This is a genomic window from Enterococcus sp. AZ040 (assembly GCF_050499185.1).
GTDB lineage: Bacteria > Bacillota > Bacilli > Lactobacillales > Enterococcaceae > Enterococcus_D > Enterococcus_D entomosocium.
This window is the reverse complement of the sequence record NZ_JBMHEW010000001.1, coordinates 183,991-209,320: the sequence shown is the minus strand read 5'-3', so window position 1 is coordinate 209,320 and position 25,330 is coordinate 183,991. Positions and strand designations below refer to the sequence as shown.

Here is a 25,330-nt window from a genome sequence, read left to right as displayed (position 1 = left end):
TTTCTTATCTTAGTGTTCTCTTTTGGTGATCATCTCACTGACTTGCTGGCCACTAAGGGTCACCATCGGCATACCGGCACCGGGATTGACCGTACCGCCAACGAAGTAAAGATTGTCGTAGCGTTCGCTGTGTTTCGGGTGTTTAAAGCCATGATTTTTTTTACGATTAGAGACCGTGCCGTAGATGGCGCCGCGATGTGACAAATAATTCTTTTGGATGTCTTCGGGTGTCCAGCGGTCTTCATACACGATGTGCTTGCGTAGATCCGTTAAGCCCATGTTTTCCAGCTTGATCAAGATCCGTTCACGAAAGGCATCGTATTCCGCTTCCGTAAAGGGTTTATCCTGCAAATAAGGGATATGAGGCAAGATTTTGATGTTCTCATGCCCTGCCACTGTTTGCGAAGGATCGGTTTTGTTGGCATTGACCAAATAGATCGTTGGGTCTTCCGGCAGCTGATGCTGATGGAAATTTTGATCAAAGTTTTCTTTTGAGGCATTTGAAAAGAAAAAGTTGTGGTGCGCCAGTTGCGGATAGGAGGTTTTGACCCCTAAGTGCAAGACAAAGCCAGAACTTGCTGGTTCAAATTTTTCTTCCAGTTTTTGAGTAAAGGCCGGCGCTTCTTCTAACAGCTCTTCATATGCCGGGATCACTTCCATATTGGAAACAAAATAGTCCGCTTCGATCAACGTACCATCATCCAAACGAGCGGCACGGATTTGTTCTTGTTCAACGATCAATTTTTCCACTTTATGTCCCGTATGGAAGGTCACACCGATCTCTTTTGCTAAGCGAACGATGCCTTCGGCTAACCGATGCATCCCGCCTGGCACGTACCAGACACCTTGGGCATGCTGCATGTAGATCATCATGTTCAAGACGGCTGGGGCGTCATAAGGAGACGAGCCGACATACTTGATAAAATAGCTCAGCATGTCTTGCAGCTGCGGATTGCTGATACGTTTTTGAATGGCATCATGCATGGAAGAGAAATAATCAAAGCCTTTCAGCGCTTTGATCACGCCGTGATACTTCAAGATTTCTTTCGTGGTATCTAAGCCTTTCTCGAAATAGCCTTTTTCCGTGATATCATAAATCTTTTGCGCATAGTCCAAAAAGTCTTGGTACTCTGCCATGTCTTTTTCCGACAAGTGGGGGTTTTCCTTTGCCATACGTGCAAGATCGCCATAGAGATCGATCTTGGTGCCGTCAGGAAAAAAGGAGCGCCATTCCAATGGCAATCGGCGAATCGCAACATAATCCGCCATATCGCGATTGCTGCCAGTAAATAATTTTTCAAAAATCTGCGGCATCGTCAAAATCGAAGGACCTAAGTCAAAGCCGAAGCCGTTTGTTTCCAGTCGGTTCAATTTGCCACCTAAATGGTGATTTTTTTCATATAATGATACATCAAAGCCATTTTGGGCTAATGAGACCGCCGCTGATAGACCACCAAGTCCGCCGCCGATCACTACAACTGTTTTTTTCTCATTCATTGAGTTGCTCCTCATTTGCTTTAATAAACGTCCCTATTTAGCCAATTCTTTTCACCGAAACAGACGGTTGCGTCTCACTGCAACTGCGTGTCTTCGCACTATTTTGGCATTGGCCACTTGAATCAAAGGATCGTTTTTCTAGATAATTCTATAGTATCACACCTTTGAAAAAATGACGGGGATGAGCCTACCGGTCAACTGATGCTGTTTTTTCTCAACCATGATTTCAGCGAATGAAAAAACAACCTGCTGGAAAAGAAAGGAAACCCAGTCATTTCGTCCATTCCGAAAATATTCTTTTTATAACAACAATTATCAGAATAGTTGAACATTTTTGACGTTAATACCAGCGAAAACAAATCTTCGTATGGTTACGAAAAAACGCGTTTGAGCCAATTTGGAATATCCTGTACATTGAATGTAGCGAAAGTCCTTCCCCCAATCATTAAAAAAACAAAAGGGCCTTCTCAGTAAGACATTGCTTAACAGTGACTCTTTTTGATAATGACACGTATTGTCACCTTTTCCTAACACTTATAAGGAGTATTGATATGAACTTAAAAACGATCCAATCAGCCGAAGAATATGTAAACTTTTTTGACGTAGAATTTATCCACTCTCCCTGTTCTTATACACACCCAAAAATCTTTAATTTTTATCTCTCTTTGCGCCAACGATTCTTGGCGATCTATGAACAAGACGAGGGTACTTTTTTCGAAAAAATGTCGTTGCTCTTAGATATCGACGCACAGCTGCAAATACTAAAAGAACTTTATGTTTTAAAAATTTCTTCTCTAAACGAGTATACGGAAGAAGAGATCATTCAGCTGACGGTCAAAGACAAAACCTGTTTCTATCGGGAATTGACCGGTCTTCAGCTAAACCAAAAGGCGCCTTGGAGTTTGATTTACTTAAGTGAAGCCCAATGATTTCGCCCACATTGATCGATTGAATTGAAAACCGCTGGTTCCAAAGGCTTGCATCCGTACCTGATGCATTCCCCACTTCCCCTTCCCACACTCCTGCACAGCTGCGGAGAGTCAAGCCATTAAAAAAGAAAGCATCTTTCCTTCTCACTGTCTAAGCAGTGAAGGAAAAATGCTTTCTTTTCATGTAAAAGGCCCTTTCTAGCAACTCTTTAGGTCAAAACAGAATGGGAAACTAGAAGAGGTCTTTTAGGGCAAATTGGCGGGTGACGTTAGGATTGATCCGTTCAAGCAGCCGATTCCAGTCAGAAGAAGAAGGGATCGTTTTGAAGACGATACATTCAACGATATCTCGAAATTCGGTCGCATGCTCGGCATAGTTCGTCACTAGCAGATCAATGGTATTTTGTTCTAAATACTGAGCATTGACTTCCCCTGAGTCAGGATAAAAAACTTGATGGGATCGGCTAAAATAGCGGTTGGACCAGCCCTCAATGTACTGAACGATATTGTTATTTCCTTCGAAGATAAAGGCGATATTTTTTCGGGGAAACCAATGACGTTCTCGAACAGATTCAATAAAAATCACTAAGTTTGCACAAAAATCCGTCAGATACTCCACAGAATAAAGGGTGTGGTACTCGCAACTACTTTCTAAAAACTCTCGGTAAGCAGCAAACTCCTTAGAAAAAGTTTTCTTAATAAACGCATTCACATCATAAATATTACGATTGGCCGAAGTGGATAAGCACTCCTTCAATTTGGCAGAAGTAAAAAAGGATTCGATCAGAATCTGATCTTCTTTAGGCTTTTTCGACGATACATTCAACATCTGATAAAACTCGTTGGTCAACGTGCGAATCTCGGTCCAATGATTATAAGAAAGACAAAACTTTTGTTCGACGATCACATTTTGCAGTTTTTTCTTTGTGATAATACTAACAAACAAAAAGATAAGTTCATCGTTCGTCAATCGACATTGAAAGTACTTTTCAATAACGCCATTGATTCGCTGAAAGTGCATCAGCTGAATACTGTGTCGCAAGGCGTGGTACAATTCGTCGTTGATTTGCACAGTTTTGCCTTGCATAAATCGCTCAAGCGAAATATAGAGTAGATACGTATATTGTGAAAACGAAACGGTGTGATAACTATTTTTGTTAAACATCCTGCCGATTTCCGTTACTGCCTGTTGGACCGCAGCTGGCGGAAAGACAGTATGGGGTGTGCTATCCGTTTCATAGAAAAAGGTACAGAAGAAATTGCGGATATCTGCTTCTTGTCCAACGATATTCAGGGGATCTAGTGCTAGTTGGAGATCAAAACGTGCCAGTTGTTCATGAATGCGCTGCAAGTATTTTGATAAGGTACTCTTGGATAAAAACAAGCAGTCCGCCCACTCATCGATCGTCTTTAACTCTCCAATAAAAATATTTTCCAATAAAATAAAGAGCGGTTCATTCGCTAAAAGCGAGGCTTTTTTCTTTTCATACTGTGAATAATCAAATAGTTCAAACGAATAGCCTTGATTGGTGGAAGTGATCAGGATCAACCCACAGAAATAATCATTAATCTGACTGATGTCTTTGCCAATCGTCCTTGTGGTACTACTTGTTACTTCAGCCAAATGGCTGGCACTGCAAATTTCATTTTTTTCAAATTCACTTAGAATCTGCAGCCATCGGACGGTCGATTTGCTTGTGACAAAACTCAATTGAAAATTTTTCAAACATAAGCTCCTTACTAAGAATTTCTTTTTTGCGGCTAATTTACGCATGAAAGGCGCCTAAGCAGTCTCATTATATCGGTTTTCATCCTACATAAAAAATCGGTTTTTTCATAGACTGATGAAAAAAAGCGTTGTGTCCAGACTACTGTCTTATAACAATTATTTTATCGGCTATTAAAAATAGTGCAAGGATTTCGCTTTTACTTTCATCAGATTCTGCTTAAGGAATAAGAAAATTCTTTGTATTATTTGCTTCATTTTGGAAAAAAACTGCTATGTTGAAAATCACCTATGTTTTCTTTATTTGTCTAAATGTGTCTGTCATGATGTTTAAAAGCTGTTCATATTGCGTTTCTTGACTTACTTTTTTCATCTGCACATTAAAGTCCTGTTCAATAAATTGTTTGGGTATCAACTGATCCATTTCTATTTTTGAAAGCCTCTCGGTACATTCCGCTAACAGTTGGTAATCCTTTACGAGTGTTTGCGGCAGCTTGTATGTTTGTGTAAAAAAGGAATAGCTCGCATTCTTTTGAATCGTTAGTGCCACCTGCTTTTGAATCAAATAGTGTAATTTTTCTAATTGCTTATCTGTGACGGATCGTTCACCGTTTTGTTCAAATAATTGACAGTAATAGTCTAAAAATTCGCTATTGGCCATCACTGTCTCAAAATCCGTTTTATTTATTCTCATAAAATGTTCCCCTCTTTTTTTATTTTATGCATCACTGTGTAAAACATTCTTTTCGTTTAACAGAAAAAAAGAGCAGCTCATTTATCTCTTCTACTTTTTTATGGTTAATCATTTCTTGTTAGTTCTTTTCAACGATCAATACTGATTAGAAAAAAAGGAGTAGACTTATAATTGATGCACTTCCTGATTATTCGCTCCCCTACTTCGTTAGCAAGTTTTTATTCGTAGGGGTAACAACTGTAACGATTTTGCTTCTCCGCTCATCATCAATAGCATTCGAACCTACCATTTGTGCTGCTGGCTGACCGATCTGTTCACGCCAGTTTATGGGTTAGCAACTGTTACGGTTATGTGAAAATTATAAAGAATCTATGCACGATTTTTTTAAACATTTTTTCGGTTTTCATGAAAAAAAAATTAAAATCGTTGCTCCCAAAAAATTGCTGGAAAAAGACAAAAAAAGAAAGTATCCACGATACTCTCTTTTCGGCAATCCTTATTTTGTTAAAAAAGCGATTGGATCGACCAATTTCGCTTGGCTCAAACTAGGCGATGCACTGACTTCAAAGTGCAGGTGTGCGCCTGTGCTATTGCCCGTACTACCCATGAGCGCAATCGTTTCTCCTTGTTCCACTTGTTGACCAACCTTCACAAGGTTCTGTTGATTGTGAGCATAGAGTGTCGTCATCCCGTCCTCATGGAGAATCGCTACATAATTCCCCCAAGAAGGATGAACCTCTGAACGGATGACCGTTCCAGATTGACTCGCCATGATGGGTGTCCCAAACGCTGCGGCAAAGTCAACACCTCGATGAAAACTTCCCCAACGTGGACCAAAGGTAGAAGTGACAACGGCTTTTTCAACAGGAAAAAGATACGTCTCACTTGCGGTCACATCAGGTTTTTTCTGATCATAACGAGTCAACGCATAGGCTTCGATCAAAGCTGTCAGCTTTTGATCATACGTCGTATCTGTGGCATACCGACCAGTCAAATAACGGGCAGCCTCTTGATAAGAAGTCGCTTCTGATTTCCATACGCCTTTATAAAAATCAGACTGCTGCCCGACCCCTTCTTTCAACAAACGAGCATAGTCCATCAATGACTCTTTGTAGCCAGTATATTGGCGGAACGTTGCCGTGATTGTGTAGTGATTTCCCGAACCATCATCTTCTTGTGTCCGAAAGGCAACACCCTGTCCGTGATAGGTTCCTTTGATACCAAAGAGATTGAAATACGGCGCCTGACTCAGTCTGCTTTGCCCGCCACCTGATTCTAAAATAGCCTGTGCAATCATGACAGAAGCGTACAAATCATTTTTCAAGCCAATTTCCCGAGCATCTTCGCCGATTTCTTGGATAAAATCCCACACTTCTTTTACTGGTGTGACCGTCAAGCTCGTTTCGCTACCTTGCTGCGTTATAGGATCGGATTGACTTGGCCCGCTTGGTGCTTGGGTACTTGGTGGTATGATCGGAGACACAGCCGCCGGTGTTTCTTGACTTGCTCCCCTATTTTCTTCTGGTGTCGGTTGCGTTTCTACAGGTTTTGACGGTTGGGGCTTCTCTGGCTGCGTCTCAGGTTTGGGCGCTTCAGGCTGTGTTGGTTTTTCTGGTTTCGGTGCTGGGGTTGGTTCTTCTGGCTGAGAAGGCTCTGGCTTACTCGGTAGTTCTGGCTCTGGTTTCGGCTCTGGTTTCGGTTCTGGCGTCGGTTGGGGATCTGGGGTTGGTTCTTCGGTTTGCTCTGTTCCCTCCGGCGCTGTCTCAGATCCTTCTGGTACACTTTCTACAGGTGCCGATCCTTGCTCCGAATCGGACACTTGTCCTTCCCCTGCTGGAGCAGTTTCTTCAACCGTCCCTGCTGTGCTGCTACTGTCACTTTCTTGTGCAGCTGTTTCTGATGTTTGGGCAACGATCGTACCTTCCGATGCAACAACCGCAGCTGAAACTGGCACACCAGCTAAAAGTTGTCCGCAAACCAAAAGAAGCGCTACCCCTTTTTGCGAATGCTTCATAGGCGATTTCCTTTCTCTCCTTTTTTCACTTAACAACCTCTATCAAAAAAACATGTTGTCATCCAAATAGTAAATAAATATCAATTCTCTTTTATTATACTACGCTTCGTTTTTTCGACTCAAGCAAATGACTCCCGTGCTTGTCAAAGAGAACGAGTTGTTGGAAGAATGGGTCTACTGGTAAAGGATCACGTTTTGCATCCAATTCGTTATCGAGTCTGGGTTGCAGCTTTTTCTTTCTGTTGCCTAAGATCCTCTGGCGTCATCAGAAAAAAACACAGTTTTTCAAATGGGCAACTGCCAGTTGAAAAACTGTGTTTTTATCGTCTTTTCTTGCTTCATTAGCTTTTTATCTAGCGTTTGGAGCCTTTCTATTAGCGCTTCGTTTTCTCAAGTTTATGTATGATTTTTGGCAATTGGTTTCTCAGGTCCTTGCTATACTTACCGTGAACGATTGATATTCCCGGAAATGTTCTGCTGGTAGTCAGAGTCTTCAAGGCACTGTGGCAAGAACGCCTAACAGTTGAACGTTTCATTCTCTGTGTAAATGATTATGCTATAATTATTTAAACTTATTTTTCGGAGGCTGACATGAAAACATTTCAATTAAAATTCATGCGAAATCGTACGTTGATTCGCTGGCTGCAATTGTTGAATGAATTTGAGAAAAGTCCCTCCCGTACACTGGGAGAACTCGCTGAAGTGACCGAGAGCAGTACGCGTACGTTGATTACTGACATTGCTAGCTTGCGAGAGTATTTTAAAGGGGCTATGGCGATCCATACAGCAAAAATCGGGTATCTTTTTGAAGAAATCGATCATGATAGGTATCGAAAGCAAAAGCAAGAATTGATAAAAGATGAACCGATTTTCCAGATTTTAGAAAGTATTTTTTATGATGAGCAGCAAACCCTCTTTGATTGGAGCTTAACGCTTAATATTTCTGAACAAGCGCTGATCAGCTACTTCCGGAAAATACAGCCATTTTTATCCCCTTTCTGTTTAAAAATCAAAACGGATCCCGTCTCTTTGGCAGGTTCGGAGATCGATATACGAAAATTTTTCTGTCTTTTTTACTACGAGTCTGACATTAATGTCCACACGTTATTTCCCTCGATCCATGTACAAGATGCGGTGATGGAAATCACTGACCTTTTGGAAACGAAGGCCTTACAGAGCTCTTCGTTTTCTTATTTTGCTTATATCCTTTATATTAGCGTGGAGCGCAGCAAACGCGGTTTACTTGCTGCCCCCTCTCCAGAACTAAGCGAGTTAGTTAAAAAAAATGGTTTACTTTCAAATTATGAGGACCTTAAAAAGATTATCCAGCGTTATTTTACCTTTGAGTTTCCTCAAGAAGAAGCAATCTATCTTTTGACTTGCATCATTTGTCGTCGCAAACTCAACACCGATCTAGAAACAAGCAAAGTGTTTTGTCTTAACTATAACCACTGGCCCGCGATCAAACAAATCACTGCTGATTTCTATACCCAAAATCGCGGCAACAGCTTTGATGAACAAAAAGATTTGCTTTGGTTAGAGTCATTCTTCACTATTTTTAAGCTTCGTGAGTTGTTATCGCCAACGATGAACGTCAACATCGATGATTTGAATGCTTTCGTCAAAGAAAAATTTGCGGCTGAATATAAAAAAAATCGCCAGTTTTTGCTCTCACATCCTCTTGTGAAAACACTCTATTCTTTCGACCATTTGGATGATTTTTGTGCAAGTCTCACCTTCCACATGGAAGCCATCATTGAAGAGAATTGGGGCACACGGAGAACTATAGCTGTTATTTTTGAAGGTAACGAGTATGTTTGTGAGTACGCCGAAAGTATTATCCGAAAATATCTTGGCGTTTATCATGAAATGTACTACCCTGATTCAAACGAACTCTCCCACGAGTATTTAAAAGAAAAAAACATTAATTTTCTCATTACTAACTACTCCGAATACGCCACTGAATACTTACTGGATGTTGAAAGTGTCTTATTAAAATCAATACCCGACGCTGCCGATTGGAATTATCTTTTGAATCGAATCAATCCGAGAATTTTGCGGTTGGTCGTTCTTGATAATACGTAGTAATTCCAATCATTCACGCCGCTTCTCCAAAGAAAGAGAATTGATATTTCCTTGTCGCCTTTAAACGAACGCCTGACTAATCCTCCCATATAAAGCTGTTCTTTTTTAGTGGAAGCAGCTTTATATGGGACTTTTCCAATGAATCAAGTACGCTTTTTCCTTCTACGCCGCTACTATCAGCAATCATTGCTCTTTGGATTGATCTGCACTTAAAAATGTCCGTTTCGTAAAAGCCAGTGCGCCTACGAGGGTCATGAGTACGATGATTGGATGAGAAGATGCAGACAAGATCCCCAAAATCGCCGTCAACAGCGTGCCCGTATAACTCAAACCGACTGCCCATTGCTGAAGCCTTGAAAGCTCTCGCAGCTGCCCTTTAAAGGCCACCCCCAGCATCATTGCTCCGACAAAAGATAAAAGACCAAAAACTACATGTAAAAGTAACATTCTTTTTCCTCCTTTCTTAAATGTTCACATCGATCGCTTCAGCGATTCGTCTGCCGTATTCTGGGTCCGCACGGTAAAAATGCATGACCTGCCGTTCTTTGATCTGTTGATTTTGAACCTGTCCCAAACTTCCCGCAATCGTTTGAATTAAACGTGTTCGTTCTTCTTCTGAGAGCAAACGATAAAAATCACCTGCTTGGCTATAATAGTCTTCATCGTAATCAAAGGAACCGATCTCTCCTTCTAACGAATAGTGGATGCCCTTGGCATGCGGGTTTTCTTTGATGCCATCGAAACTGTTCGGTTCATAATTGATCCCTGAAGAATTCGTTTTGGTATTCATGAAACCGTCCTGTTGGTGATTATGGACAGGCGCTTTTGGCGTATTGATCGGCAACTGGCTGCTGTTGGGTCCAACTCGATAACGATGCGCATCACCGTAAGCAAACAGCCGACCTTGCAATAGTTTGTCCGGAGAAAAATCAATCCCTGGAACGATATTGCCCGGTGAAAAAGTGACTTGCTCGACTTCGTTGAAATAGTTCTCTGGATTGCGATTCAAAGTCATTCGTCCCACTTCAATCAGCGGATAGTCTTTTTGTGAGACTGTTTTGGTCACATCAAAAAGATTGACGGCAGCTGACCAACCTTCTTCAAAGGGAATGATTTGAACATAGAGTGTCCAAGAAGGATACTCCTTTGCCTCAATCGCTTTATATAGATCTTCAATATGATAATCAGGATTGCTTCCCGCAAGTTCTGCTGCGAGTGCCGCACTCATGTTCATAATGCCTTGATCCGTCCGAAAATGATATTTCACCCAAAAGCGTTCTCCCTCTGCGTTGAGCCAAGCGAATGTATGGCTCCCATACCCATGCATATGACGAAAGGTTGCCGGTAAGCCCCGATCCCCCATCAACAGGCTGACTTGATGGAGGGATTCCGGTGAATGGGACCAAAAATCCCATACCGCCTCTGGATTTTTCAAGTGCGTTCGCGGGTCTCTTTTTTGGGTATGGATAAAATCAGGAAACTTCAACGGATCACGAATAAAGAAAATCGGGGTATTATTGCCCACGAGATCATAATTCCCCGCTTCCGTGTAAAATTTAACCGCAAACCCCCGAGGATCGCGCAACGTATCCGCAGACCCTAGTTCTCCGGCAACCGTTGAAAAGCGAATAAACATCTCCGTTTCTTTCCCGATGGCTGAAAGAAACGCCGCTTTCGTGTACATCGTTACGTCGTTTGTTACTCGGAAGACCCCATGAGCCCCCGCACCTTTCGCATGAACGACCCGTTCGGGAATCCGCTCACGATTAAAATGTGCCAGTTTTTCTAGCAAATGGACATCTTGAATCAACACTGGGCCACGGCGCCCCGCTGTCAAAGAATTCTGGTTATCCGCTACACTGGCTCCTTGCGCAGTCGTCAACTTTTTTTTCATATCTTTCCTCTTTTCTCTATAAAATCAGTCAAGTGCAATTACTCTCAACAAAATACTTCTAATTAGTACAAAAATTATCATTATTCTTAAAATATATCAATTTATTTGCTCGTAAATAAGAATTAATTCAGATTTTTGACCATTCCCCAACTTTTCTATCGAAGTATCCAGGTTTTGCAGCAAGCCTCATGAATAAAAGGAAGCACAAAAAAGCAGTGAAGCGTTGGCTTCACTGCTGCTTTGCGTTCAATTCGATCCGAGACCACTCTACTGGCGATCAATTATTTTTTGCTGCCTGCTACTTATTCGGCAGCTTCAATATCCTTGGCGATTTTTGCGACATCGATCTCCCGCTGCAAGTAGTCTTGGTTGTCGATAGGAAAATGCTGACGAAATTCGGCTAGTTCCATCAATTCGACTTCGCCAGCTGCCACTTCAAAGTCTAAGACATGACCAGCAAATGTGCGATCATCACTAATAAAATGCAAATGGAAACCGGCGGCCGCAGCACCGTGGAACAGCAACGGGGTAAAGAACCCGACGATCGTGCCGCTGATATCTTCTGCTTGAAATTCCGGCTGATGCTGGATGATCTCAATGAATTTTGGGTACGGTTTTTCTTGCTTTGGGGCAACGCGGACGTGCATCTTGGTAAATACCCCATGAATCTTGACAGCGGAAAACAAATTCGGGCTGACTTCTGTCAGGACGTGGTTTTTCACTTCTTCATCGGTCATTTCTTGGCTGACCTGCAGGTGCTTCGCCGCAGAAAAATCAACGACTGCCGCATAGGGGGTTCCTTCATTTCCTTGGAGCACTTGTACCTTGCCCGACTCGTCTACATGGTAGATTTCACCATCTAAAATAATCACTTCACCATTGGAACCAGCCAAAGTACCAATCCCAAAATTGCCATATTCAAGCATTTTTCCGATTTGCTCCGTGCCATCCATTAAATCCTGCATCAACCCACCTAGGGTGCCATGCTGATATAAATAACTTTTGTTTTTCACTTTCATCTTGATGCTCCTTTGGTCTTAATAAAATTGATCAGGTAGGATCGTTTTGCCAAGATCGGCATTGTCTGAATAATCCACAGGGATATCAATGATCACTGGACCATCCGTTGCAAAGCCTTCTTCGATGGCTGCCATCAATTCTTGTTTGGTGGTTGCCCGTAAGCCTTTGGCACCAAACGCTTCGGCATATTTCACGAAATCAACTGGTCCAAAATCAACCCCAGAAGCACGATCATATTTCATTTCTTCTTGGAATTTCACCATATTGTAGGTACCGTCATTCCAAATCAAGTGAATGATGTTTTGTTTCAAACGGACGGCTGTTTCTAACTCTTGGGCAGAAAACAAGAAGCCACCATCGCCAGATACAGAGATCACTTGAGTATTTGGTCGCACGAGCGCTGCCGCGATCGCCCATGGCAAAGCTACCCCTAAAGTCTGCATGCCATTACTAAAGAGCAGATGCCGTGGCTCATAACTGCGGAAATGACGGGCCATCCAAATGTAGTGGCTGCCGACATCCACCGTCACCGTCATGTCATCGGTCACTTCTTGTTGCAAAGCATCAATGATTTCCAGGGGATGCAAGGTATTGTTGCTGCCTTCGACATCCGCTGGTTTTTCATTGAGTTTGGTTTGCAGCGTCGTTAAATAGTTTTGAGCGTCTTCGGTCAAGTGATACTGATCGATGGCTTTTGATAGTTGTTCAATAATTTTCGCGATACTGCCCATCAGTTCAACTTCTGGCTGCATAAATGGATCGATCTCCATCGGTACTTCATCGATGACGATCACGCGGGCATCTTTTTCCGCATTCCAGTTGCGAGCTTCGTATTCGATCGGGTCGTACCCCACAGCGATCACTAAGTCGCTGCGTTTCAACAGCATATCACCAGGCTGATTGCGGAACAAGCCGACGCGGCCAAAGAAATGCTCTTCTAATTCACGAGAAATGATCCCAGCGCCTTGGAAGGTCTCTACGACAGGCAACCCAGTTTTTGCAACTAAATGACGAATCGCTTGTGTTTCTTTCACGCCTGAAGCCCGCATTCCTAAGAGTAGGACAGGCAGCTTGGCTTCTTTGATCCGATCGACGAGTGCCTGGATATCTTCTGCATCGGCACTGCCTAATTTAGGCGAAGATAGTGGTTTGATCGCTGCCCCTTGAACGGTTCCGTCCGTCACATCTTGAGGAATGGATAAAAAGCTCGCCCCTTTTTTCGCTGTTTTTGCGATGCGAAAGGCGTTGGCAATACTTTCAGAAAGGGTTTCAGGATCTTGGACTTCACTGCTGAATTTCGTGATCGGCGCAAACAATGCCGCATTATTCATGCTTTGGTGGGTCAATTTTGAAAGGTCAGAACGCTTCACTTGGCCTGCTAGTGCCAGGACGGGATCACCTTCGGCAGTTGCCGTGACCAACCCAGTCGCTAAATTACTGGCTCCTGGTCCACTTGTCGCAATGACGACTCCTGGCTCTCCTGTCAGGCGACCGATTGCTTGTGCCATAAATGCCGCGTTTTGTTCATGTCGTGCCAAAATCAACTCTGGTCCCCGATCACTCAACACGTCAAATACGCCATCGATTTTTGCACCGGGAATCCCAAAGATATAAGGCACCCGATGATTTTCTAAACTTTCAACAATGATTTCTGATCCTTTTGCACTCACTGTATTACCTCTTTTCAAAAACTGTATTAATCACAATACATATAATAGCACTTTCTATTTATTTATCAACGAAAAACACTTATTAATATCTGTACTATAAAAACGTAGTTTTTTAGAGAGCGTTTGCATCTGCTTCAGACCGCAGGTGTATGTCTTTCCATTTTTCCGACAAAAAAAGGAGTGGATCGCTCCACCCCATAAATCCTTTACTGTATCAGAACACCTCTAAAAAGAAGCTTCTTTTGTCGGTTTTTTATTCTGCTGGGACATTTTTTTCCGTCAGCCAACCGACAGCCAGTGTCATGGCAGCTCGTGCAGCTTGGGTCTGATCCATCGCATTGACCATCACAAAATCATGGATGATTCCTTGCAGACGTGCTTGGGTAACTTCCACGCCAGCTGCTCGTAAATGCTGCGCATAGGCTTCCCCTTCATCCCGCAAGACATCTGCTTCCCCCGTAATGATCAACGCTGGTGGCAGATCGGCTAACTCCTCTTTGGTCGCTCGTAAAGGAGAAGCGGTAATTTGATTCCGCTGTGTTTCATCCGTCGTGTATTGATCCCAGAACCATTGCATCCCTTCTTTGGTCAGAAAATAGTTTTCGCCAAATGCTTCATACGAAGGCGTATCAAAGCGGGCATCTGTCACAGGATAGAACAATAATTGCTGTGCGATCGGAATGCCACCACGGGCTTTCGTTAACAAGGTCATAACAGTCGCCATGTTCCCACCTACGGAATCGCCAGCCACGGTCAAACGGGTAAGGTCTAAGCCTTTGACATCGACAAATCCCGGTAATTGCTGCAAGACCGCATAATTTTGTTCGATCGCCGTTGGGTATTTTGCTTCTGGCGAACGACTGTATTCAGGAAAAATGACGATCGAGTTGGTTCGTACCGCCAATTCACGGATCAATTTATCATGAGTTGCGGCACTGCCGAAGACCCAGCCCGCGCCATGGAGATAATAAATGACAGGGAGAATCGCATGATTTCCTTCAGGACGAACAAAACGAACATTGATGGTCCCCCATTCGCCTGTATCTACGGTCTGATCTTCTATCTCAACCGCCAATTTATTGACGGGTGACTCTTGGACTTGTTCCAATAGTGCGCGCCCTTCTTCTGGCGGTAATTCATAGATCCGTGGGTGCGGTGCATTTGCCTCACTAAATTCAACGGCTGCTTTTTCCAACGAAATTCTATCTGTCATACGATTCTCTCCTTTTGTTTGAAATCGTTCGTGTTGACCTTAAGGGTACCACCAAGTCATTCTGATGCAAAGAATCTTGCTTCCTTCTGCTTCCAGGCATTTTGTTCGACAAAAAAGGTGGTTTTTGCACTCTTAACTGCCTTGCCTTCATGACCGATAACTGTAAGACACTCGCTGTGTAAACTTCCCAAAAAACTGAAAGGCGTAGGTAAGTACGTATGAAATTCACATTAGATGAAACACAAAATAACCGTCTGCTCGCTGCTATTTTTCAAGAACTCGCTGTCATAGTCTTTGATCCGCAAAAAGAAGTTGTTTTCGCCAATGCCAACATGACTGATATCCTAGGGTACAGCCAAGAAGAAATCATTGGCTTGCCGCATCGGACCTTTTGTTTTGACCATTATGCTGCCAGTACGGATTACCAAGCTTTTTGGAATCAACTGCTGTACTCAAAGCAACGGTTTCAAGACAAAATCATCCGAAAAAACAAACAAGGAGAAAAACTGATTTTAGAAGGAATCTACTTCCCCGTCCTCGATGAGCAGCAAGAAGTCGTCAACGTCGTCAAAATCGCTTTTGACATTACCCAAAGAGAACAAGCCTTAGCGGTCACTATCAAAAAAGTGCAAGAAAGTGCTGCTTCCCTGACACGACTTTCTGCCAACGGGCATCAGCAAGTCGATCATTTGTCAGAGAACTTGGCGCAAGTCAAACGGCTGTCTGATCAAAATCAAGCAACGACCCATGCCTTAGAAATGGATAGCCAACAGGTGACAGCGGTGCTGCATGACATCGACCGCATTGCACAACAAACCAAACTGCTATCCTTCAACGCTTCCATCGAAACAGCACGGATCGGCGAACAAGCAGCTGGCTTTCGGGTAGTTGCCGATGAAATGCAAAAATTAGCCGAACAGACCAAGCAGTTGACCCAAACCATTGCCGCAACCATGCAAGCCATCAACCAACAAGCCTTAGTCGTGTTAGATAGTGCCGATTCGACGACCATGAAAATCAGTGATTCGCAAAAAAGTCTCGCTGCCGTTTTGCATTCTTACGACACGCTGCGAACGACGGCCAGTCTTTTAAACGATGAAGCCGAGTATTTAACAGAGACCAACGATGCTGAGTTGGAAACCACATGAAGTGAAAGAGAGCGCCGCTGTTTGCGACGCTCTCTTTGTTTTTTTGACCAATAAATTGATTCCCTATTTGATTTCATCGATACTCAGCACTAGCCAGTCTCCCACTCTTGCAACAACTGCTGTAATTCTTGCAAAAATGATTGGGTCGCAAAGCCCAATGCTTGAAGAGGAACACGATATTCCTGTTGAATCACCAAAAAGCTACCAAACATTTTATGCTGGACCTCAAAACCGAGGTTTTTCCAAACAATCCAGGAAAAACTGACTATTCGTTTTTCTTTCTTTTCGTACGTGCACAAATACACTCGTTCAACGCCAAAAAGCAGTCCCGCATTCGCTTTCTTGCCAGTCATCTTTGACGTTAGCAACGCAAGAGGGGTCTCCGTTTCAGGCACTTGAAAACTAGCGAGGACTTGTCTTTGCCATTGCCTTGGTAGCACTTGTCTTTCTCCAGAAAAATAGAACAAAAAATTTTGTTTTTGAAAAAAGGCAGTCAAACGATTTTGTCGCTGGTTGCGCTGATGGATGGGCGCCCTTTGAATCGGAGACACCTGGTTTCTTGACGTTGGTTTTGGCTGCTCTTGTCCAACGAAAACGCCGGCTGATGGTGCGTCTTCCCTAAGAGCAGCAGACGACAAACTGATTTTCTTCAAGAGAGCCGTCAGCTGGGTCAGCGCAAGCTGTTTGTCCGTCAGGGGACTGGACTGGGCAATTTTGGCGTGGTCAAAGTGCAATTTGATGACCATTTTGCCGCGGCAATACAGACAGACTGCCGTGCCGACACCCCAGTTTACTTCTAGTTCCCCTAAACAATGGGGACATTGAATGGGAATGATATCCACGAGATCATCCTTTCGTTTTGATGCATCGATCAGAGCTATTCGTTGTAAAAATACGGATCGTATTCCAGCTGACAAACGCCAGCAGCACTAGAAGAGATAAGCCATAAAAATCGAAATACCAAACCAATATTGCTAAGAAGAGAATCAAGGCAAATTCATACGCCATGTTTTCCAGACTGCTGTAAAATACTGTTTTTCGGACGAGTTTCTTTCTTCGGGCTTCAAATGTCTGCAAAATAGCTATTTGATCTGCCTGTGGCTGACTGAGTGCTTGATTCAGATCCTTTTTAAACTTTTTATGTTCTGTAAAGAAGTTGATTTTTTGTGTAATCAAAAAAAATGAAACTACTAGCCAAATGACAAAAAGCACGATCGATGTGCCAATCAAACTAAAGGAAACGGCAGGCATTAAAAATCCACCAAAAATAAAATTTAAAAGGGTCCCGGAAATTATTCCGAATGAAAAGAAGGTATAGCAGAATTGCCAAAGGACACTACTGGTCTTCGAAAAACTTTTCTTCACTTGCACCAGCTGTTCACATTCAGGAAGCTGGGTTGGAAAGAGACGTTCAGCATCGGTGCCATCAGCCACGAAAGAATAGGTTTGGTTTCCGTATTTGAATTCGCCAATGTAATAAGGAAAATACAGTTTTTCCGTATCACATTGTTTCGGAAAAAGAGTCAGTTGAACCTCATTGGCAACATCTGCTCCCACCAAATGGTCTTTGGCTTTTGCTTCAAAGACTTCCATTAGATGGGTATCAGAGAGTGCCGCTTCTCTGGAAATATCAAAGGGCAGCACCTGAGCGCCTTGGCTAAGTGCCGAAAACTGCTGCATATCCGTGCAATAGGCGGCTCCTTTTTGAAGATGCAGCGGCAGCTTACCATTGATACTGTAATCCGCTTCTTTTTGGATATCTGTAGGGAAATGTTCATTGAAAATTGTTGTGTTCCCGCTGTTATGTAAAGAAATGTCGGCAGTAATGCGCCCACTCCCCCTCTGCTGTTCCTCGTGGACATAGCTCCCTCTCACTTGAGCATCATAAGCAATTTGAAAATAATACATCGGGATAAATACACGTTTTAGATGAACCATCTCTAGCTCAAAAAAGATACTTTCCGAGATGGTGTCTTGCCATGCTAGTCTATTTTTCAACGCCGCTTCACATGCCTTTTCATCATAGGCAAACGGATAAAATCCTTCTTTGACGGTCCCTTGAATGCGTGACAACTCTTTAAGCGAGACGACTTGTTTTGTTTGTTCCTGGTTTTTTTGTTCCGGTTTGATCAACAGCTCATTTAAACAATACTGACAGACTGCTTTTCCTGAGTCCCAATCAACTTCTAGACGTCCCAGACAGCTGGGACATTGGATTTGGGTGATTTTCATTTTTTCTCCTTTTTTATGAATCGTTTTTTCTTTTCAACAAGATGGTTTATCAAAGAAACCGAAGAATGTTCCAAATAAGGGTAACGACCACGACCACATAAGCGAGCGTATCGAGCCATTCATAAAATTTCCTCATTCTTGCAAGATGCTTTCCACGCTTCTCGTAGTTTGCTAAAAAAGCTGTCCCAGTTTTCTTACCTAATAATTCTCTTTGGCACTCATCTCTAAATTTTTGGACTGTTTTGAGGTACTGTTCTTTTAGAAAGTGCAACACTATCCCCGATACTACCCAATAAACTGCAGTTGGCAGGGAACTCATGACAATCCCCCCTATGACAGCCCTAAATACTCTTCCGAGAGGGATCCATTCAGAAATGAATAGAGCCAAGATCATCAGGATCACACCTAACGTAAAAAAGAGTACGGAGGACCAGCCAAAAACCTTACGAGCTTTTGAAAAATTCGCAACCGTTTGTAAGGTTTCTTGGCACTGTGGGATAATCGGCAGCTTCATTCGGTCAGGATCTTTGCCGTCGATCGCAAATTCAAAGGATTGCTCTTGGTACTTGAAGGTGCCCATATACAGGGGAAAGTAGAGCTTTTCTGTAGCACAGCTGATCAGGGAAAGATCTAGGTGCAGCTCTTTTAGATGATCGGCAGATTCTTTCTTCTGGATCACCGCATTCGCATGAGCTCTCAATTCCGCTTGTTTTTCAGAACCAAAGAGCGCCTGCTCTTGCTCAATATCAAAGGGAAAAACATGAATAGCATGTGCTGAGACTAGCTGTTGAAATTCCTTTTGATCGGTACTAAAGTGCGGTTTTCTTTTCATTTCATCATTGACCTCAAAGCTCTGAGGAATTTCTTGTTCGATCACCTCCGAACTGCCGCATTGATAGAATATAACCGTCTCACCTGAATGGTCGCCTCGCTTCTTTTCCCACGTGGTCGTATGCGATCCTTCCCATGCAATGGAATGGGTATCGTAGCCAAAGGCCCCCTCCCACTGCATCGTATAGGTCACCTGAAATTCATAAATCGGAATAAAATATCGTTTTACCTCGCTGACTTCAAGATGAACGATAATGTCCTCAGGAACTGATTCCTGTTGGATCAGCCATTTTTTCAAGGCATTTGCTACCTCGTCTTCATTAAAGGCAAACGAATAAAACCCTTCTTTGACTTTTTGAAAAACTACGGGAGCCTGTTCATTCGAAGCTTCTTGCGTTTGTTTTGGCGGCGACTGTAGGACTGATTTAGTTAAGCAATATTGGCAGACTGCTTTTCCTGTCTCCCAGTCAACGGTTAACTGACCCAAGCAGCTGGGACATTGGATTTGTGTGATTTTCATTGCTACTCCTTTTGCACATACTGATTTTCTTATCAATGAAGTGGCTTAGTTGCACATGAGGGGGAATGTCTTTTTTATGGTGTTATTTGGGGGAAGCAGCGAAGGAAAGCCGCTTGTTTGCAGGTATTTGCTCGATTTCATCCGTTTGTTCAAAGCGTCTTTTTCCAGTAATGAAGTAAATACGTGTATTAGGACCAAAAGCTGTTTAGCAAAAAAAGCAAATACAAACGAAAAACAACTCTTTCTATATCATTTTATAATAAAAATTTCTGTAAATCTATTTATTATTGATAAAAATCTATCGGTTTGCTAGTTGAACTCCCTCCATACGTTCAGCAACCCTTGCTAGCCGGTTATTAATGGCGGATAAGTTAGGAAAAATGTTATAATTAAAATATTCACAAGAAAGGAAATGGAAAAAGTTATGGGGATATTTATTTTTGGTGTTGTTTTTTTGACAATGGTTGTAAGCGGAATCTTTTTTATTCTTAGTTTGATCAAGAAAAAGCCGCTTCGCAACAAAATCGTTATTTTTATGGGTGGTTTTCTCTTATTGATCGGCGGGGTATTATTGACTCCTGCAACAACACCGGAGCTTCACGTAGATGAAGCAGAACTGGTTACGAATGAGCAAGGTGAAGTAGCGATCACTGGGCAAACCAATCCAGAAGCGCAACTGACGATCAACGGGGTGGAGGTTTCGCTGGCGGACGAAACATTTTCTTACACCGTGCAACTTGAAGATGAAGAGGAACAGGAATTTACCCTCCAAGCCTCAATGGGTGGAAGCACCAAAGAAGAAGTCGTCACCGTCAAACCTTCTCGCGCATTTCTAGCGAGTTTGCAAGCTGAAAAACAAGAACAAGCAGCACTGGAAAAAGCCGAGACGGCACTGGCGCTTGCCGAAACCCAGCCAAACCAAAAGAATTACGACGAAGCCGTGACGCTGATTCATGCTTTGAGTAAAACCTACGAAGATTTCGCTACCCGGCTAACCGTGGTGGAAGAACATCTTGCCATCGGCAAAGCCCTCGATACTGCTGAAGCTTCTCTTGAGCGCAAGGATTTCGATCAGGCAAAAGAATTGGTCGCACAAGCGGTGTTGAACAAGGAAACGTTTGAAAGTCGGTTATCCACTGTAGAAACCAAGATTTCTGAGAAAGAAGCAGAAGCCCTCGTTGCAGAAGCTGTCCAAGCGGTGGAAGCGGCAGAGGCGGAGCCGACAAAAGATGCCCTTGCTCGTGCAGAAGATGCTGTCGCTCGTCTCAAGACCCCCGATGAGGAATTAGCTGCTCGAACGAAAACAGTGGCGCAAACGATCACTGCCAACGAACAAGCAGTCGCACAAGCTAAGGCGGAGGAAGAACGGCAGGCAGCCGCCGCTGTGCCAGAACAAAGCCAGCCAGCCGCTGCTAGCAATCAAGCCCAAACGTCGGTCCTCGTTACACCAACAGGTTCGAAATATCATACGAGAAAATGCGGTAACGGTACCTACACGCCTGCCACTTTAGCAGAAGCGCAAAGTCGCGGACTTACTCCTTGCGCAAAATGTTTTCCGTAATAGCCACTAAATTTTACAACAAAAAAAGACAAACCTCATTTTTGTCTAAGGTTTGTCTGCAGTCTAAAGCGGTTGTCTCGTCGGAGGCAGCTGCTTTTTTGTCACTTGCTATTTCTCATCGTAAGAAAACTCGTACTCGTTTTGTTCATCATCGATCAGACGCTTGTCATTGTTGTCCACCATTTTGAATACTTTCTCAAAATCATCGCCAGTCATGCGCACTTCCTTTTTCTCTTGATCAATGATCACTTGGGCATTTGTCACTTCAAAGGTGTGCATAGTGCCGATGTCTGCCGCAGTCAGTGCTTTGCTTTTGGGAAACTCTGCTTGCAGTGTTTCGTTGATCTGCACTAATTGCGCCTCTTGTTCTTCTACCAAGTCCGCAGGTTCCTGATTCGGATCGACCAAAAAACTCAGCGTTTTATTGACGGTGAGCTTTCCATCTTCCAAAACGTACAAGGCATTTTGTTGATGACTGTTGCTATTGGTCAATACTTGATTTGCAGCTGCAGAGTCAACCCCTGAGCGGCTGCAGCTTGCCAAAAAAAATAGCACCGCCAAACAAACGGTAGCAAACATTCTTCTACCTAACTTGCTTTTCGTTTTCATTTTTCCCCTCCTCGTTGTCCCTAAGTTTCCTTCTTTCATGATTTTTCGAAAACCCGTGGGTTTGTGTTTCCTGTCAAATTGAGTTATTTTCAGTATAGCATAAACAATTTGCTTTTATAGCTTTTTTTTATAGTGAGATTAATTTCACGCACAAAAAAACCAACCTTGTCGAGACAAGATCGGCTTTCTTTAGGATTGATTCGTTGAGATCTTTGAACGTTCTCGCTGGGATATGATCGCTGCCTATTGTCCAATTAGTCCGACAACAAGCCCTAAAACGATCACTCCTAGAAACCCATTCACAAGGTGCAGCCCAACTAATTTACGGGACTGTCCCGAGTAAACAGCCATCACGAAGGTGGCGACCCCATACACCCCTAGCCACAATAAGCAAGCGACTTGCAAGGAGGTCATCAGCCAACCATCATGATCGAATGTGGCAAACCAATAGACGACTTGATAGGTCGCTGCCGATAAGAGAATCCCACCAACAATCGTGCCGCCAAAGGTAAAGAGCATGTCACCGGTCGTCATCTGCTGACCGTCCATCTTCTCTGCCATTCCTGATTCTTTCGCCCAAAACTTGCCCCACTTATGCATCGGGTTGTAAAGCAGACTTTCCACCACAACCCAGCTGAGGGTGCCGAAAATCAATGTCCAAAAATTAACCATTTTCGTATTCTCCTTTACTTTATTTTTAGCCATGTTCCTGAGAAGCGAAAAAATAGCCAAGCGGGCTGTTCCTTCTCCATCAGTTTATGCCTTAAGGGAGGGTTCTTCAACTTTTTCCACTGGTGTCCCCTATTTTTCGATGGTTCCAATAAAAACTAAGAAAAATGATCGTATACAGCAATGCGGTGAAACCTGTAACCGCTAATGGGTTAGTGATCAAGATTCCGGCAAACAGCAAAAGCAACGCAAGGATCGCCCCACCCAAAAAAATCGTATAGCCCATTTTCTTCTGCTTGCGTACCAAAACAAACGCCGCCACACTGATCAACAACCAAATCAGTAATACAGTATACGACAGGGAGCCTGCCAGATAATTGAAGAGTTTGTCGCCTAAAAAGTAAGAAAGAACGACTCCAAGATATAAAGTACCGCTGCAAAACATGATCGCTCGTTGGGGCACGCTGTTTTTATTCAGCATCGTGAAGCGGCTTTTTTTCTGGCCATTGTTGCTTAACCGGAAAAACAACGTTCTTGAAGAAGCATAGACCCCAGAATTGATGGAGGAAAACAAGGCCAAAATGATCACTAAATTAACGATGTCGGAAGCAAAAGGCACATGGATTTTTTGAAACACCATTACAAAGGGACTGACATTTGGATCTGCTAATTGATTCCACGGATAAATGATCAGTAAAAGAAACATGGGAATGATGTAAAAAGCGGCAATCCGAGTCATTACTCCTTTGATTGCTTGAGGGATCGCTTTTTTTGGATTTTCTGCTTCACTAATCGTGATGGCTACTAACTCAGAACCGCCATACGAATAGATTACGACCAATAAAGAATTGATAAATCCTTTGAGACCGTGAGGGGCAAAACCACCATAGTCTGTCATTTGTCTCATCGTCGGTAAAAAGCCCAGATCAAAGACTTGCGTGGCAACCAGATAGAGACCCACCAAGATCAGCACAATCACCACACTGATTTTGGCCCACGAAAGCCAGTATTCCGTTTCTGCAAACAAGCGGACCGAAAACAAATTGATGATGGTCGTGAGTAGTGCCAAAATCAAAACAAAGATCCAAGCTGGAATATTGGGAAACCACAGCTGCAAAAAGCTTGCGGCAGCAACTGCTTCGGCGATGATGTTGATCATCCACATTGACCAGTAGATCCAATCAATGAAATCAGCTGTATGCAAGCCAAGATACGGCTGGACTAAGCCCGAAAGGCCATGTTGTTTTTGGTCAGATAAAACCAACTGTCCCAGTCCTGTCATGACGACAAATAAGATCAGCCCACAAAAAATAAACGCTAGCAAGACCGCAGGCCCCGCTAACTGGATCGCTTCCCCACTGCCTTTGAATAGGCCGGCACCGATTGCGCCACCTAGTGCCAACATAGTGATGTGTCTGGTTTTCATCTGTTTTTTTAATTGATTTTTTTCTGTCATACGTTCCTCCTCGAAAACCGTTGATCCTTCATACACAGTGATTCTCTCACTGTTGCTATTTTTAATTATATGAATGATTTTTTTTAACTACCTCATAGAGAATACCAGACGTTTCTGCTATTGCAACTAAGAATTGAAAAAATTATCTATTTTTTCTGAAAATTCTATCATCCTCTAATCTTTTTCACCCAAATCAAATCTTGGCGAACTTTTCTTTAGGTGAAGGTACTAAAAAAAGCCATCTCCCAACTTGTGGGAAATGACTTTCTGTCCGTTTCTTCAAGCAGGCTCGATGATCAATGGGTCGTAACCAACTCGTCTTTGATAGCGTCAGGGAGATCCTGCTCGGTCACCTCTTGATACGACTCCACATGTTTGCCCTTTGCATCAAGCTCTAGGTAGGCATTTTCTTTTAATTTTTGTGGTGCCCAAAACGTGATTTTTATTTTTTGTCCATCTTCATTGATTCCTTCTTGCGTATATTCATAGGCATCATGTTCTTGCGGCACGCCATACTCATTGGATGTTTTGACATAAACCTTTTTCTCCGGTACGAAAGGATTGAAACGATCCACCAGCTGAACCAGTTCGCTGGAATCATCTTTCGTAAAATAAGACCATGTAACCAATGTGACGGTCCCGATCGTTAACACGAGCAGGATCATACTAATTGCTTTTTTCAAGTGATTGTCCTCCGTTTTTTCTATCTACCTTCAGTATAAAAAAACAAGCGATAAATATAATCAAACTTAAGACGTATTTTTCCGTCGGTCATTGTGACTAAGGTATCAATAGAATATTTTCTGCTTTTTCCACCTAAATGTATAGACAAACAACTAAGTTACTCCTACAAAAACGTCCCTTCTCACAGGAAGACCAGACTGTTTAATAAGTATCGTGATTTTTCATTCTTTGTAGTAAACTAAACTGCAACAACTTACTTTTAAATACTCATGATTGAAAACTATAGAAAACCGAGGTGTCCCATGCTAGAAATCAAACTGATCGATCAAGAACACCAAGCTGATATCCGCTTGAAAAACGAACCCTTCTCCTTATGGGGGAAAATGCTGCCGTCTTATAATGAGGGCAACTGGCAGTACACGATCTGTAAATTTGCACCTGAAGACATTCAGACGATGCGTTTCCCAGATGAAAATTATTGCTATGATGAAATGAGCCGAAACAGTCTGTTTATCGGTGCTTATGATGATGGAAAATGCATTGGCTTAGCGATCGTTCAAGACGCTTTTTTCAAGTATCTGTACCTCTATGACTTAAAGGTCAACACAGACTACCGCAAGCAAGGAATCGGTCAACTGTTGATCCAACAGGCACTGAAAGCGGCCCTTGCCAAAGACTATCGCGGCATCTATACACAAGCGCAGGACAACAATCCTTCTGCCTGTCTGTTTTACTTGCGAGCAGGCTTTCGTATCGGAGGCCTGGATACGGAGGTGTACAAAGGAACCAATCAGGAAGGCAAAAGTGACATTTTGTTTTATTTGGATGCAGCGGAAACGGCTGTCAAAAAATAGCTGAAAAAAGAAAAAAATTCCTCC

General features: G+C 43.0%; 21 protein-coding genes. 5 read left to right on the top strand and 16 right to left on the bottom strand.

The annotated features are described in order from the left end of the window. Window positions 1–9: 9 nt before the first annotated feature. Window positions 10–1,497, bottom strand: a complete 1,488-nt coding sequence (locus tag IGK63_RS00965) for a phytoene desaturase family protein (protein WP_016611551.1) — start codon at window positions 1,495–1,497, stop codon at window positions 10–12. Window positions 1,498–2,048: 551 nt separating this feature from the next. Between IGK63_RS00965 and IGK63_RS00960 the strand changes: the two genes are divergently transcribed. Further along, the gene (locus IGK63_RS00960; RefSeq protein WP_005232663.1) at window positions 2,049–2,426 is read left to right on the top strand and encodes a DUF7006 family protein; all 378 of its coding nucleotides are present in this window, start codon (window positions 2,049–2,051) and stop codon (window positions 2,424–2,426) included. A 232-nt stretch (window positions 2,427–2,658) separates the two neighbouring features. Here the strand turns inward: IGK63_RS00960 and IGK63_RS00955 are convergent, their stop codons facing one another. From IGK63_RS00955 to IGK63_RS00945, 3 genes are all read right to left on the bottom strand, one after another. Then, window positions 2,659–4,152, bottom strand: coding sequence for a helix-turn-helix domain-containing protein (locus IGK63_RS00955; protein WP_275626442.1), 1,494 nt, complete (start codon window positions 4,150–4,152; stop codon window positions 2,659–2,661). A gap of 289 nt (window positions 4,153–4,441) precedes the next feature. Next, window positions 4,442–4,846 carry a hypothetical protein gene (locus IGK63_RS00950; RefSeq protein ID WP_016611554.1) on the bottom strand — a complete coding sequence of 135 codons (405 nt, stop codon included), beginning with the start codon at window positions 4,844–4,846 and terminating at the stop codon, window positions 4,442–4,444. A gap of 496 nt (window positions 4,847–5,342) precedes the next feature. Next, window positions 5,343–6,860, bottom strand: coding sequence for a peptidoglycan DD-metalloendopeptidase family protein (locus IGK63_RS00945; RefSeq protein WP_016611555.1), 1,518 nt, complete (start codon window positions 6,858–6,860; stop codon window positions 5,343–5,345). A gap of 591 nt (window positions 6,861–7,451) precedes the next feature. On the opposite strand from IGK63_RS00945, the gene IGK63_RS00940 reads away from it, so the two are divergent. Further along, window positions 7,452–8,945 carry a helix-turn-helix domain-containing protein gene (locus IGK63_RS00940; protein WP_016611557.1) on the top strand — a complete coding sequence of 498 codons (1,494 nt, stop codon included), beginning with the start codon at window positions 7,452–7,454 and terminating at the stop codon, window positions 8,943–8,945. 183 nt (window positions 8,946–9,128) lie between these two features. Here the strand turns inward: IGK63_RS00940 and IGK63_RS00935 are convergent, their stop codons facing one another. The 5 genes from IGK63_RS00935 to IGK63_RS00915 all read right to left on the bottom strand — a co-directional run bounded on the left by IGK63_RS00935 (window position 9,129) and on the right by IGK63_RS00915 (window position 14,742). Next, complete coding sequence (locus IGK63_RS00935) at window positions 9,129–9,392, bottom strand: hypothetical protein (protein ID WP_005232670.1); 264 nt, start codon at window positions 9,390–9,392, stop codon at window positions 9,129–9,131. 16 nt (window positions 9,393–9,408) lie between these two features. Further along, window positions 9,409–10,839, bottom strand: coding sequence for a catalase (locus IGK63_RS00930; RefSeq protein WP_016611558.1), 1,431 nt, complete (start codon window positions 10,837–10,839; stop codon window positions 9,409–9,411). A gap of 302 nt (window positions 10,840–11,141) precedes the next feature. After that, on the bottom strand, window positions 11,142–11,858 hold the full coding sequence (gene budA, locus IGK63_RS00925) for an acetolactate decarboxylase (protein ID WP_005232672.1): 717 nt from the start codon (window positions 11,856–11,858) through the stop codon (window positions 11,142–11,144). Between the two features lie 18 nt (window positions 11,859–11,876). Beyond that, window positions 11,877–13,529 (bottom strand): acetolactate synthase AlsS, encoded by a 1,653-nt coding sequence (gene alsS / locus IGK63_RS00920; RefSeq protein WP_005232673.1) that lies wholly within the window; start codon window positions 13,527–13,529, stop codon window positions 11,877–11,879. A gap of 253 nt (window positions 13,530–13,782) precedes the next feature. Next, window positions 13,783–14,742, bottom strand: coding sequence for an alpha/beta hydrolase (locus IGK63_RS00915; RefSeq protein WP_016611560.1), 960 nt, complete (start codon window positions 14,740–14,742; stop codon window positions 13,783–13,785). Window positions 14,743–14,960: 218 nt separating this feature from the next. On the opposite strand from IGK63_RS00915, the gene IGK63_RS00910 reads away from it, so the two are divergent. Next, window positions 14,961–15,890: a methyl-accepting chemotaxis protein gene (locus IGK63_RS00910; RefSeq protein ID WP_016611563.1), complete on the top strand. Its 930-nt coding sequence runs from the start codon at window positions 14,961–14,963 to the stop codon at window positions 15,888–15,890. 89 nt (window positions 15,891–15,979) lie between these two features. Here IGK63_RS00910 and IGK63_RS00905 read toward each other — a convergent pair whose 3' ends face one another. Genes IGK63_RS00905 through IGK63_RS00895 form a run of 3 tightly spaced genes read right to left on the bottom strand, consistent with a single transcriptional unit; the run spans window position 15,980 to window position 19,473 of the window. Next, window positions 15,980–16,732 (bottom strand): hypothetical protein, encoded by a 753-nt coding sequence (locus IGK63_RS00905; RefSeq protein WP_034872085.1) that lies wholly within the window; start codon window positions 16,730–16,732, stop codon window positions 15,980–15,982. 4 nt (window positions 16,733–16,736) lie between these two features. Further along, window positions 16,737–18,122: a hypothetical protein gene (locus tag IGK63_RS00900; RefSeq protein ID WP_016611565.1), complete on the bottom strand. Its 1,386-nt coding sequence runs from the start codon at window positions 18,120–18,122 to the stop codon at window positions 16,737–16,739. A gap of 49 nt (window positions 18,123–18,171) precedes the next feature. Next, complete coding sequence (locus IGK63_RS00895; RefSeq protein WP_016611566.1) at window positions 18,172–19,473, bottom strand: hypothetical protein; 1,302 nt, start codon at window positions 19,471–19,473, stop codon at window positions 18,172–18,174. A 424-nt stretch (window positions 19,474–19,897) separates the two neighbouring features. Here IGK63_RS00895 and IGK63_RS00890 point away from each other — a divergent pair, with 424 nt between their 5' ends. Further along, window positions 19,898–21,034: a serine protease gene (locus tag IGK63_RS00890; RefSeq protein ID WP_034872087.1), complete on the top strand. Its 1,137-nt coding sequence runs from the start codon at window positions 19,898–19,900 to the stop codon at window positions 21,032–21,034. 108 nt (window positions 21,035–21,142) lie between these two features. On the opposite strand, the gene IGK63_RS00885 is transcribed toward IGK63_RS00890, so the two are convergent. From IGK63_RS00885 to IGK63_RS00870, 4 genes are all read right to left on the bottom strand, one after another. Next, window positions 21,143–21,643: a hypothetical protein gene (locus tag IGK63_RS00885; RefSeq protein ID WP_086316758.1), complete on the bottom strand. Its 501-nt coding sequence runs from the start codon at window positions 21,641–21,643 to the stop codon at window positions 21,143–21,145. Between the two features lie 243 nt (window positions 21,644–21,886). Then, entirely contained in the window at window positions 21,887–22,315 is a 429-nt protein-coding gene (locus IGK63_RS00880; protein ID WP_008376507.1) for a DUF1761 domain-containing protein, read from the bottom strand. A gap of 106 nt (window positions 22,316–22,421) precedes the next feature. Continuing rightward, entirely contained in the window at window positions 22,422–23,768 is a 1,347-nt protein-coding gene (locus IGK63_RS00875; RefSeq protein ID WP_008376509.1) for an amino acid permease, read from the bottom strand. A 296-nt stretch (window positions 23,769–24,064) separates the two neighbouring features. Next, window positions 24,065–24,433: a YxeA family protein gene (locus tag IGK63_RS00870; RefSeq protein ID WP_016611572.1), complete on the bottom strand. Its 369-nt coding sequence runs from the start codon at window positions 24,431–24,433 to the stop codon at window positions 24,065–24,067. 321 nt (window positions 24,434–24,754) lie between these two features. On the opposite strand from IGK63_RS00870, the gene IGK63_RS00865 reads away from it, so the two are divergent. Then, window positions 24,755–25,306 (top strand): GNAT family N-acetyltransferase, encoded by a 552-nt coding sequence (locus IGK63_RS00865; protein ID WP_005232691.1) that lies wholly within the window; start codon window positions 24,755–24,757, stop codon window positions 25,304–25,306. The last annotated feature ends 24 nt before the right edge of the window (window positions 25,307–25,330 follow it).